Source organism: Candidatus Tumulicola sp., from assembly GCA_035601835.1.
Taxonomy (GTDB): domain Bacteria; phylum Vulcanimicrobiota; class Vulcanimicrobiia; order Eremiobacterales; family Eremiobacteraceae; genus DATNNM01.
This window is the reverse complement of sequence record DATNNM010000002.1, coordinates 1-10,486: the sequence shown is the minus strand read 5'-3', so window position 1 is coordinate 10,486 and position 10,486 is coordinate 1. Positions and strand designations below refer to the sequence as shown.

The following is a 10,486-nucleotide window of genomic DNA, read 5'->3' as shown; positions in this document are numbered from 1 at the left end:
GAGCCCCTCCAGGTCGTCCGGCTCATCGATCTCGGGCACGAGCACCGCGAACTCATCGCCGCCGAGCCGAGCAAGCACTTCACCCCCGCGGACGATCCGCTGAAGCCGTTCCGCGGCCTGCTTTAGGACGGTGTCGCCCGCCGCGTGACCAAGCGTGTCATTGACCTGCTTGAATCGATCCAAGTCGATGTACACGAGTCCGAAGTGTCGTCCGGCGCGTTGCGCTTGGGGGATCAGTTCGGTAAGGCGCTCAAGAAAACGCGTCCGATTCGGCAGATCCGTGAGCCCGTCATGGTATGCGAGGTAGGCGATCTGCGCTTCTTGCTCGCTGAGTCGCAGCATGCGGCCGAAATACGCCGCGAGCAGTTCGATGTAGGCGATGTCTTCGGCGTCGAATGGCTGCACGCGGGCATCGGGATCAGCGTACGTGACGACGTATTCACGATCGCCGACCTGGACCGGCGTGCCGATGGCGGCACGCAAGCCTAGATCGCGTGTGATGGCCAAATCCCTGAATTTCGGGTCAGATTCAAGATCGGCGGAGTGCAATGTGTGGCCTGCCGTGAGCACGCGCCCGGAGAGCGTCTCATCCAACACGCGGCCCTCGCTCATCCACGCTGCAGTGCGCGGCAGCGTGGCGACGTCGAGGACGAGCTTGTCGCCTTCGCGATGCGCGAGGAGCCCCGAGGTCAGTCCGAGAGCGCGCGCACCTTCGACCAGCACTTCGCGCGTGAGATGTTGCCCGTCGTGGCCGGCTCGGGTGATGACGCGCCAGAGTCCGTTGAGCCTTTCGATCCGGCGCTGCGCGAGCGCCATCTCGGCCGACAGCGAGATCAGCGCGCGATCGCGATCGCTCACGTCGCGGAAACTCCATACGCGGCCGACGGGCAAGCCGTCCACGCGCTGCGGGATCGAGAACCGCTCGAACACGCGACCGTCTTTGAAATGCAGCGTGTCGAAGCTGTCGGCGCCGGGTTGAGCGTAGAGCTCGCGCACCTTCGCGATAAAGGCGCCCGGATCGGATAGCTGACGCAAGACGAAATCGAGCGCCTGGTCGTCGCTGCGGGTCTTCAGCACGTCCTCGGGAATGCGCCACATGCGCGCGAAGCGATCGTTGAAACGAACGATCTTGCCTTCGCTATCGACGATGAGGATGCCATCGGCGGTCGCCTCCAGGGCGGCGACGAGGAGGGCTTCCTCCGGAATCGCGCCGCTGGAAGACTTGCGAGCGCGCCCGACGACGTGACGCGCAAGGGAGGGACGAGCGGACAACTGACGTTTCCCGCGCATCTTGGCCATTTTGGACGTAGGCTTCGCCCAGGGGCGCCGATACCCCCGTTGCGCCCTAGCGCGCGTTGGGTGAGTACTTCTTGAGTGCCGCCTCGACTGAGGGATTGTGCGCGTGCTTGAGGCTCTCGCGCCAGTAGTTCACGGCGTTGGAGCGATCGCCCAGCTGCAGACTCGCCCAGCCGGCGTAGTCCCACGCGAAATGAAGCGACGGATCGTTCGCGACGCTGCGCTTGCATGCGGCGAGCGCTTTGGCGTAATCGTGGCCTGCCTCGTAGTACGTGCGGCACAGGAAGAATGGCAACACGCCGCTGCGCGGATTGGCATCGGCGCCTCGGCTAAGCGTATCCAGCGCGCCCGCATACGCATCTGGGCTCGAGTGCATGCGCATCATGTACAATTGTCCGAGCGCCAGCCACGATTCGGGAATGTGCGGGTCCACGCCGATCGATTTTCGGTAGTAGTGCTCGGCGGCGCCGAGCTGCAGCATGCGCTCGAAGCTCAAACCGCGATAAAACACCGTGTACGCGAAGACCGGGCGGAACAAAAGCCAGCCGGCGACCAGCACGAGCACGAGGATGATCCAGCGATCGTAGGTACGGACGATATAGGGGCGGACATCGTTCGGAGGCGCCGCCGCCATGTCAGGCGATCACCACGAAGAACAACGCGAGAAAAACGAGCACGTAACCCGCGGCCATCTCCGCGACCACGTGCCACTTGCGCACGGCCGGGTGATGCATGTACCACGGCGCGAGCACACCTGCGGCGAAAACCGGTATGCCGTGGCCGATGGCGAAGAAGAACATCAAAAGCGCGCCGAGGAACGCTTCGCCCTGGAACGTGGTGACGGCAAGCGCGCCAAGCATGAACGGGGTCGCATCCGGCGCGATCAGAAACGCGAAGCCAAACCCCAGCATGAACGCTCCGAGAAAACCGCGCCCGACGGTTTGGATGGCCGGCAGCTCCCATTTGATTTCGACCAGGCGGATCATCGAAAGGCCCATGAGCAGACACAGTGCGGCCGTGAAGTAATAGAGGAAGCCTGAGAGCGTTAGCAGTGCGCCGAACGACCCTGCCAGCGCGCCGACGCCGCAATACACCACGCAGATGCCAAGCATAAAGGCCGCCGAAAGCCCTGCTGCGTGAGGCAGCGAGCGCGCTTCGCGGCCGGCATAATTCACGATCGCCACCATGCGCGGCACGCTCGACGGGCTCAACGCGCTCAGCACGCCGCCGAGCAGCATGAGCCCGATGGCGAGGGGAAGGTGTGTGTGGACGATGTCCTTGAGCTGGTCGACGACCGCGTAGATGTTGCCGTAATCCATCCATGCAATGTATCGGCAGGCAGCGCGTCGAAATGGAGAGCAAATGATCACGCCCCCACAGATCGTCGCATTGATCCGCCGCGCGCTGCCGGACGCGCGGGTGGAACTCACCGACCGCACCGGGACGCTCGACCACTACAACGTCTCGGTCGCATCGAAAGGTTTTGAAGGCATGACGCGGATCGACCAGCACCGGGTGGTGTATCAGGCGCTTGGCGAGGCGCTCAAAGACGGCCGTCTGCACGCCGTCGAATTGAAAACACAAGTCACGTGAGGGAGACGAAAGCCATGACTGATGACATCAAACAGTCGATTGAAAAAGATATCGGGGATCATACGATCCTCGTCTACGGCAAGGGCACCAAGAGCGCGCCGCGCTGCGGTTTCACGCACGAGACGATCGAATTCTTCAACGAACTTGGGTACCCGTTCGAGGTCATCGACGCGCTGGCCGATCCCGAAAAGCGCGAGGCGCTTTCCGAGATGACGAATTGGCCCACGTTGCCGAAAGTCTTCATCGCCGGCAAATTCTACGGCGACACCGACATTCTCGCGCCCATGCGCGAGAGCGGCGAGCTGCTCGGCGTCCTCGAGGACGCGTTCAAGACCCCGGCGTAGGGCAGGCAAGCGAGGCGGGGCTCTCGAAGGCCCCGGCCTGGCTCTCTTATAACGGCCTATTTCCGTCATTGGTGTCGACGCGCCGGCAGCCAAGGAATCTTTAGCGAGCATCGCCCGAACCGCGGGGACTATTCATGCCGCTCACGCGACCCATTCGCACCGGCGGAACCTCGACCGCCTGGATAGTTCTCGCCGTTGCGCTCCTCGTGTCCGTGATCGGGTCGGTCTATACGTATGTCAGCGTCGGCGATGCATTCAGGCGCCAGACCGCGGCTGACAACGCCCGGCAGCGCGTGTCCACGCTCTACGAGCTTCAATTAGAAGAGGAAACGGCGCTGCGCGGCTACCTGGGGACCGGGCAAAAGGTCTTCATTCAGCCGTATGTGTCGAAAAAAGCCCAGTTCGACCCGATTTTCGATGAGCTCGAGGGTTTTGTCCAAACGGCGAACCTGCAAGATGCGTTCGTGCCGCTGCACGATCTTCGGCATCAGCACAGCGTGTGGCACGAGCAGGTCGCCGACCCGCTCATCGCCCAGCCGAACGCTGCGGACGCGCTTGTCCGGCTGCAGCAAGGCAAACTGCTCACCGATCAGATGGGGGCCGACTTCCGGCAACTGCGAGCCGTGTTCGAAGCACAGGCGAGCGACGCGGTCGCGCAATCACGGTCTCTCCTCACCCGCGCCGCCGTCGTCACCGCCCTGCTGATATTGCTGTTCGGCACCGCGGCCGTGGTGGCGGACGTCTACCGCAGCCGGACGCAGGCGGCGCTGGCGCGTGAACGGGTCGTCACCGATACGCTGCAGCGCGCGTTCTTGAGCGGATGGGACCTGCTTCCACACCTGCGCGTCGGCACGGCGTATGTCTCGTCTACCCGAGAGGCGGCCGTCGGCGGCGATCTCTTCGACGTGCACCGTATCGATGATCACCGCTCGATGCTGCTGGTCGCCGATGTGAGCGGCAAGGGGCTCGCTGCGGCCGTGGACACCGCCTTGGTGAAGTACTCGATCCGCATTCTGGTGGAGAGCGAACCGGAGCCCGGCACTGTGCTATCGCGCTTCAACCGGACCTTCATGAATGCGTCGGGGGACCCGTCCGCGTTCGTCAGCGTGTTCTTGGGAATTCTCGACGACCGCGATTTGTCTTTACGTTTCGCGAGCGCGGGCCACGGCCCGGTGTTCTTGCGCCGCGGCAGCACCGTCGCTGCGGTGCCGGTGACCGGCCCGCTGATCGGGCTTGCGCGCACCGATTCATTCTCTTCCTCACACGCGCAATTGGAGCTTGGCGATACGCTCGTGCTTGCGACCGATGGGTTGACGGAGGCGCGCGACGCCTCGGGCATGACCCTTGACGAGGAACAGGCAATGCGCTGGATCGCCGCCGGCGATCAAGACCCGCAGCGTTTGGCCGACGAAATCGTGGAGCGCCTCACCCGTTACGCGGGCGGCCGGATCGCCGACGACCTCGCTTTGCTGATCATCAAGGTGCTCCGTTCACCGGCCGGTCAGGCGCCCGTGACGCCCGATACGGTCGAGCGCCGTGACGTCGAGTCTGCGCCCGCCGACGTCCCCGCCGCGGGGTAGGGCCCCGGTGACCCGCTACGGCTTCGCCTGTGAGGATTGCGGCGACGTGGTCTGGCTGGCCCAGGGCGTGACGCACCTACGGTGGCTTCGGGACCGCGAGCACGTCGTGCGCGAGGTGGCCGAGCACTCCTCGGCCGGGTTGGAGATGTGGATGAGCGATGGGCTTGCGTTCCTCGATGAGCATCGCGGCCACAGCGTGCTGATCGTGTCCGAGCCCTCGCAGTAAAAAGAAAAGAGCGAAGGTGATTGACGCTTCGCTCTTTCCACGTTAGGCCTCCGAGGCGTTAGTGTTTCTTTTTCTTTTTGCCAGCCTTCTTTTTCTTCTTTGCCATTAGAACTCACCTCCATTCTGCGGAGTAAATGGATGTGACTCAGCTTCCACTGAGCTTAGAGCGTCATGTTGCCTCTTATTTGCGACTTCTCCTTCTTCTTACGTTTTGGAAAAAACTACGCGTGGATGTGCTGCTCGTTGCGATCTTTCAATTTCATTCCACTGCGATCGTGTTTCGCAGCGATCATCTCTGCGAGAATCGCGACCGCGATCTCTTCCGGTGATTGCGCGCCGATGTCGAGACCGATGGGCGCGTGCAACGCGTCGACGTCAGCGCTCGCGAAACCGGCGCCGATGAGCCGCTCACGACGCAGCGCTTGCGTCTTGCGGCTCCCGATGGCGCCGACGTAGCGGACTTTTTGGCGTAGCACGTGGTCGAGCGTCGGATCGTCGAACTTCTCGTCATGGGTGAGCACGGCCACGTAGGTGTTCTCATTGAAGCTGAGCTTGGGCAGTTCGTCCTCCGGCCAACCGACGATGAGCCGGCGCGCCGCCGCAAAGCGCTCGCGATTGTTGAGGCTCTCGCGCGGATCGACGACCGTGACGGCGAAGCCCGCTCTGCTGCCGAGGTCGCACAACGCCATGCCGATGTGGACCGCGCCTACGATGATCAGTTGAGCGTCCGGCAGGATCGGATCCACGAAGACATCGTGATCGCCCAGTTTCTCGGTGCGCGCAGAACCTCGCTTGAGCGCGGCGCTCGCCGCTTGGTCGATGCGCGCGTCGAGCTGAGCGTCGCCGGTAGAGCCGGCGGCGCGCTGCGGCGCGCCGGCGCGCGCTGCGTACACGCGGCGTTTGGCGCCGATGCGGCCGGGGCCGCGCACGAGGGTCATCATCACGAACGCTTCGTCCGCCGGAAGCTCCAGCGGCTCGTCAAGCCGCTCGATAAAAACGTCGATGGCTCCGCCGCATGAAAGCCCCACATCCCACATCATGTTGCGATTGATGCCGTAGCGCACGATCTTGGGCTCACCCCTCTCGAGCACGTCGCGCGCCTCATCCGCGACGGCGCCTTCCACGCAGCCGCCGCTCACCGAGCCCGCGATTTTGCCGCTTGCCGCGATCAGCATCTTCGCGCCTTCGTCGCGCGGCGCGGAGCCGTCCACATTGATGACGGTGGCCATGGCGATGCGCTCGCCGTCGGTTTGCCAACGGTGCAGCGTCTCGGCGATGTCTTTCATGCGCTATGCTCCGACAGAAAAGGCGCCTGCGCCCGAGCCGGCCGGCGGTCCTCCACCGAACGCAGCAGCGATGCGAGTTGCAGAAGGCTCTTGAGATTGTGCGCCGGCAGGAAATTGTCGATGTAGGGCAGCGCCGCTTGCATGCCCACCGTCTGCGGCCGATAGTGCGGCGATCCGAGCAGCGGATTGAGCCAGATGAGCCGGTAGGCGCTGCGCTGCAGGCGGCGCATCTCCGAGGCGAGCATGTCGATGTCGCCGCGGTCCCAGCCATCGCTGATGATCAACACGATTGCACCGCGGCTGAGCACCCTCTTCGCCCAATGCCGGTTGAACTCGCGCAGGCACTCGCCGATGCGCGTGCCGCCGGCCCAATCCGCCACGCTGTGCGAGACCTCGTCGATCGCGGCTTGGATCTCGCGATGCCGGATCTGGCGCGTGATGCGCGTGAGCCGCGTGCCGAAGACGAAGGCCTCGACGTGGCCGACGGCATGCCGAACGGTGTGGACGAACTGCAGCAACAAGCGCGAATAGCGGTCCATCGAACCGGAGATGTCGCACAGCAGCACGAGGTCGCGCTGCTTCTCGCGCCGCTCGCGAGTATGCAGCGACAGCACTTCCCCGCCGCGGCGAAGACTTGCTCGCAGCGTGCGCCGATGGTCGAAGGCGGCGCCTCCGCGAGCGGGCCGGGTCCGGCGCGATCGGCGCAGTCCCAAATCCCACGCGCGGCGTTTGGTGAGCTCGCGAGCGACGGCCATCTCCTCGCCTGATAGCTGCGAGAATTCCTTTTGGTACAGTCCCTCGGCGAAGCTGTACGTGAACGAACGATCGCCGTCGACGACCGCGCCGCGTTCTTCGTGGGCGTCGCCGGGCGCATTCGGATCCTGCCGGTGCATCGCGTCCGGCCGTTCCGGTGAAAGCGCGGTTGGAGCGCCGGCGCCTTCATCTGCAGGCGACTCGCGCACCTTGGCGTCTTGGGGCGGCCGGTCTTGCTCCACCGCGCTTTCCGATCGACGCTCGTTTGCGGCGGTCCAAAACGCATCGAACGCGATGTCGAATTTCGTCAGCTCTTCGGGCGAACGCACGAGCACGCTCCTCGCGGCGGCTTTGACGTCGTCGCGCGAGCTCAAGCCCACCGCCTTCAACGCTTCAGCCAAGAGGATCATGCGGTCGGGCTGCGCCCGCAGGCCGATCCTGCGCAGCGCGCGGCCGAACACCACGACGTTCCACCCCAACCGCGCGAACTTCTCAATCGCGGCCGCATCGAACGCCGCGCGGTGCTCCTTCACGCTTGCGCCGCCACCTTTCGGGCACGCTCGACGCGCGTGCTCAAACCGGGCTCGCGCGCTTTCTTCACGTCTTCCTGATACTTGAGAACGCAGCCGATCGTCTCGGCGACCACGCGCTCATCAAGCGCCGTTTGGCCGAGCGCCACCAATGCGGCGGCCCAATCGATGGTTTCGGCGATGCCCGGATGTTTGTAGAACGAGTCGGCGCGCAGGCTCGCGACGAGCGCGCAGGCCTCCAACGCCAACTGCCGGCTGACGCCGGGCACCTTCGATTCCACGATGTGCGCTTCGCGTTCGACGTTCGGATAGTCGATCCAATGGTAGAGGCAGCGCCGTTTGAGCGCGTCGTGCACTTCGCGCGTCCGATTGCTGGTGAGCACGACCAACGGCGGGTGCGCGGCCACAAATGCGCCGATCTCCGGCACCGTGACCTGGAAATCCGACAGCAATTCGAGCAAGAACGCCTCAAATTCTTCATCCGCGCGATCGATCTCGTCGATCAACAGCACCGCCGGCGGCTCACCGCGATCGTCGATCGCTTGCAGCAGCGGCCGTTTGATGAGAAATTCCGGACCGAAGATCTCACGTTCGACCGCGTCTCTTTGCCCTTCGCCTCCTAGCGTTTCGGCCAAGCGGATGTGAAGGATCTGTTTGGCGTAGTTCCATTCATACAGGGCGTGGTTGACGTCGAGGCCCTCGTAGCACTGCAGCCTGATCAAACGCCGGCTTAGCCCTGCGGCGAGGACCTTGGCGACTTCCGTCTTGCCGACGCCGGCTTCACCCTCGAGGAACAGCGGCTTACCGAGCGTCACGCTCAAGTAGATGGATACGGCGAGACTGCGATCGGCCACGTAGCGATGCCGGGCGAGCATCGCTTGAACGTCGTCGATGGAATCGAAGACCGCTGCGTCCTTCTCGCGTTCGATAGCTTCTGCCACATTCGTTGACTTCGCGCTGGCAGGGCGAACGTCCCGTTTTGACCAATCTACGCGAGTGCTTCGTTGGATCGTCGGCGGGCTCGTCGCGGTCGCGCTGGTGGTCCTGATCGCCGCATTTTTCCCGAACGAGATCGACCAAAACCGCGGCCCCGCGCAGGTCATCGGCATGAGCGCCCCCGACGTGTCGGTGCCGCTCGTCAGGGGCGGATCGGTTGCGCTTCGCGGTTTGCGCGGACAAGATGTGCTGCTCAACGTGTGGGCGACGTGGTGCGGACCCTGCCGCCGGGAGATGCCTGCCCTCGAGCGACTCGCAAGGGCGCAGGAAGGCCGTCTACTGGTGGTGGCGATCGACCAAGGCGAAGACCCCCGGACGGCAAAGGCGTACGCCGACCGATTCGGGATCACATTCGCGGTCGGCGTAGACGCTGGGCAGCGCTTGGGCACGGCGCTGCACCTCGCAGGTCTGCCGAGTTCGTTCTTCATCGATAAGAACGGCGTCATCAGGGAAGCGGTCGACGGCGAGATGACCTACGAGAGCATGGCGCAAAAAGCGGAGCGCCTGATCGCCGGCGGATAGCCGAAGTTGTAGTGCCGGGGCTTTAGCCCCGGATGACGGAGACGGATTTGTCGCAGGAACCGAAAATGAAAATAAAATCGATGTGGTCACCGGCGCTCAGCGTTGCGTTGCTCGCCCTTTTCCTGATCGGCGCGCTCGCGCTGGCCGGCGTGGGAGGCTGCACGAGCAAATCGACCCTGCCCGGCGTCAGCACGACGCCATCGCCGTCGCCGTCGCCCATCGGCACCCAGTCGCCGACCCCCACGCCGACGCCGACGACGATGAACAACGTGTCCGTCAGCTATCAGGCCTCGCCGGCTTCTAACGTCACCTACGGCGCTGTCGATGGCTACGGTCTGATGAGCGGCCCGCCCGTGGTTGCCACCTCGAGCCCGGTCGCGCCGACCGCCGCCCCGCAGGGCGTCGTCGCCGTGACGCAAGGCCAGACCATCGTGTTCTTCAATTTCGACAAGTTGCAGCGCACCGTGTCGCTGCTCGGCCCCGCAAACGGCATGAACTGGCCGTCCGTCTTCAACAACCCTATGTGCGCGGGCTGTTCAAGTCCGGCGGGTTCGGCGATCACCGTGACGGGTTTTCAGGCGTCCATCGCGCCTCAGGCCGGCTTGATCCCTGGTTCGTCGCTAGGGTACGTCACCGGCGCGACGACCGGGTCGTTCTACTACGGCGACTGGACCAACTATCTGGCGAGTCCGCAGATGCGAACCGTCATCACGATCAACCCGTAGCTGCACCCGTTTCAGGCTCGTTTCATTCCGCGGTCCTAAGATAAAGCGGGCGGGTGAGGCGCTGCGCCCTGTCGCCGCACCCGCCATCAATTTCAAACCCCAAGCCTAGAAGGGATCCAAGGTGAAGACACTGAGCCACCTCCGCCTGTTTGCCTATGCCCTTTTTGCTGTCTTTGTTCTGCCGGCGCTCGCCGTCGTTGGATGCTCCGGCTACGGTAGCAGCGCCGCCGGCTGTGGCGGCTTGTACGGGCCGGCTTGCCCCGGGCCGACGCCGACCCCGCCCACTGCGAGCGATTGCTCGCACCTCGCTAGCGGCAATCCCCTCATCATACAATTGAATCTTTCGTTCCCCACGTGCAACGATTCCGCGTTCGGAGTGATCCGCGGAATATCCGATACCAACAGCGCCTCCAACATCATCAAGGTCGCGACGGGCCAAAACATCCAGTTCTCAAACGTGGATGGAATCTACGCGCACCAGGTCGATTTCCTCGGGACGTGGTCCGGTTCGTTTCCCGCTACGGATAGCTCTGTGGCGGGTCAGTCCGCTGCGGGCACGGATATCGGCACCACGAATTTCTCGACCGGCGTATTGGGTCCGGGCTCGTCATCCATGATCTATAAAACGCCCGCCG

At 64.0% G+C, this 10,486-nt stretch carries 13 protein-coding genes; 7 read left to right on the top strand and 6 right to left on the bottom strand.

Annotation, left to right across the window (positions count from 1 at the left end):
• The 3 genes from VN934_00375 to VN934_00365 form a co-directional block, all read right to left on the bottom strand.
• A partial coding sequence (locus VN934_00375; protein ID HXM17245.1) for a diguanylate cyclase occupies positions 1-1,272 on the bottom strand: 1,272 nt, incomplete at its 3' end.
• 73 nt (positions 1,273-1,345) lie between these two features.
• Entirely contained in the window at positions 1,346-1,930 is a 585-nt protein-coding gene (locus VN934_00370) for a hypothetical protein (GenBank protein HXM17244.1), read from the bottom strand.
• Between the two features lies 1 nt (position 1,931).
• On the bottom strand, positions 1,932-2,615 hold the full coding sequence (locus VN934_00365) for a cytochrome c biogenesis protein CcdA (GenBank protein ID HXM17243.1): 684 nt from the start codon (positions 2,613-2,615) through the stop codon (positions 1,932-1,934).
• Positions 2,616-2,658: 43 nt separating this feature from the next.
• On the opposite strand from VN934_00365, the gene VN934_00360 reads away from it, so the two are divergent.
• The 4 genes from VN934_00360 (at position 2,659) to VN934_00345 (ending at position 5,039) form a co-directional block, all read left to right on the top strand.
• A complete protein-coding gene (locus VN934_00360) occupies positions 2,659-2,889 on the top strand; it encodes a BolA/IbaG family iron-sulfur metabolism protein (protein ID HXM17242.1) in 231 nt (76 codons plus the stop codon).
• Positions 2,890-2,903: 14 nt separating this feature from the next.
• Complete coding sequence (locus tag VN934_00355; protein HXM17241.1) at positions 2,904-3,233, top strand: glutaredoxin domain-containing protein; 330 nt, start codon at positions 2,904-2,906, stop codon at positions 3,231-3,233.
• A 134-nt stretch (positions 3,234-3,367) separates the two neighbouring features.
• Positions 3,368-4,813 (top strand): SpoIIE family protein phosphatase, encoded by a 1,446-nt coding sequence (locus VN934_00350; protein ID HXM17240.1) that lies wholly within the window; start codon positions 3,368-3,370, stop codon positions 4,811-4,813.
• Positions 4,814-4,820: 7 nt separating this feature from the next.
• Entirely contained in the window at positions 4,821-5,039 is a 219-nt protein-coding gene (locus VN934_00345) for a hypothetical protein (GenBank protein ID HXM17239.1), read from the top strand.
• Positions 5,040-5,260: 221 nt separating this feature from the next.
• Here VN934_00345 and VN934_00340 read toward each other — a convergent pair whose 3' ends face one another.
• The 3 genes from VN934_00340 to VN934_00330 are packed head-to-tail and all read right to left on the bottom strand — an operon-like array spanning position 5,261 to position 8,549.
• Positions 5,261-6,325, bottom strand: coding sequence for an XdhC/CoxI family protein (locus VN934_00340; protein HXM17238.1), 1,065 nt, complete (start codon positions 6,323-6,325; stop codon positions 5,261-5,263).
• Positions 6,322-7,611 carry a VWA domain-containing protein gene (locus VN934_00335; GenBank protein ID HXM17237.1) on the bottom strand — a complete coding sequence of 430 codons (1,290 nt, stop codon included), beginning with the start codon at positions 7,609-7,611 and terminating at the stop codon, positions 6,322-6,324. Before VN934_00335 ends, VN934_00340 begins: the two co-directional genes overlap by 4 nt.
• Positions 7,608-8,549 (bottom strand): MoxR family ATPase, encoded by a 942-nt coding sequence (locus VN934_00330; GenBank protein ID HXM17236.1) that lies wholly within the window; start codon positions 8,547-8,549, stop codon positions 7,608-7,610. The genes VN934_00335 and VN934_00330 overlap by 4 nt, the downstream gene beginning before the upstream one ends.
• A 55-nt stretch (positions 8,550-8,604) precedes the next feature.
• Between VN934_00330 and VN934_00325 the strand changes: the two genes are divergently transcribed.
• From VN934_00325 to VN934_00315, 3 genes are all read left to right on the top strand, one after another.
• Entirely contained in the window at positions 8,605-9,126 is a 522-nt protein-coding gene (locus tag VN934_00325) for a TlpA disulfide reductase family protein (GenBank protein ID HXM17235.1), read from the top strand.
• Between the two features lie 65 nt (positions 9,127-9,191).
• Positions 9,192-9,851 carry a hypothetical protein gene (locus VN934_00320; protein HXM17234.1) on the top strand — a complete coding sequence of 220 codons (660 nt, stop codon included), beginning with the start codon at positions 9,192-9,194 and terminating at the stop codon, positions 9,849-9,851.
• Between the two features lie 376 nt (positions 9,852-10,227).
• On the top strand, positions 10,228-10,486 hold a 259-nt coding region (locus VN934_00315), incomplete at its 3' end, for a hypothetical protein (GenBank protein ID HXM17233.1).

Excerpts from the sequence above, each read along its gene's own strand:
- VN934_00360 (HXM17242.1), top strand. The coding sequence starts at position 2,659 with ATGATCACGCCCCCACAGATCGTCGCATTGATCCGCCGCGCGCTGCCG.
- VN934_00355 (HXM17241.1), top strand. The coding sequence starts at position 2,904 with ATGACTGATGACATCAAACAGTCGATTGAAAAAGATATCGGGGATCAT.
- VN934_00340 (HXM17238.1), bottom strand. The coding sequence starts at position 6,325 with ATGAAAGACATCGCCGAGACGCTGCACCGTTGGCAAACCGACGGCGAG.
- VN934_00350 (HXM17240.1), top strand. The coding sequence starts at position 3,368 with ATGCCGCTCACGCGACCCATTCGCACCGGCGGAACCTCGACCGCCTGG.
- VN934_00365 (HXM17243.1), bottom strand. The coding sequence starts at position 2,615 with ATGGATTACGGCAACATCTACGCGGTCGTCGACCAGCTCAAGGACATC.
- VN934_00370 (HXM17244.1), bottom strand. The coding sequence starts at position 1,930 with ATGGCGGCGGCGCCTCCGAACGATGTCCGCCCCTATATCGTCCGTACC.
- VN934_00320 (HXM17234.1), top strand. The coding sequence starts at position 9,192 with ATGAAAATAAAATCGATGTGGTCACCGGCGCTCAGCGTTGCGTTGCTC.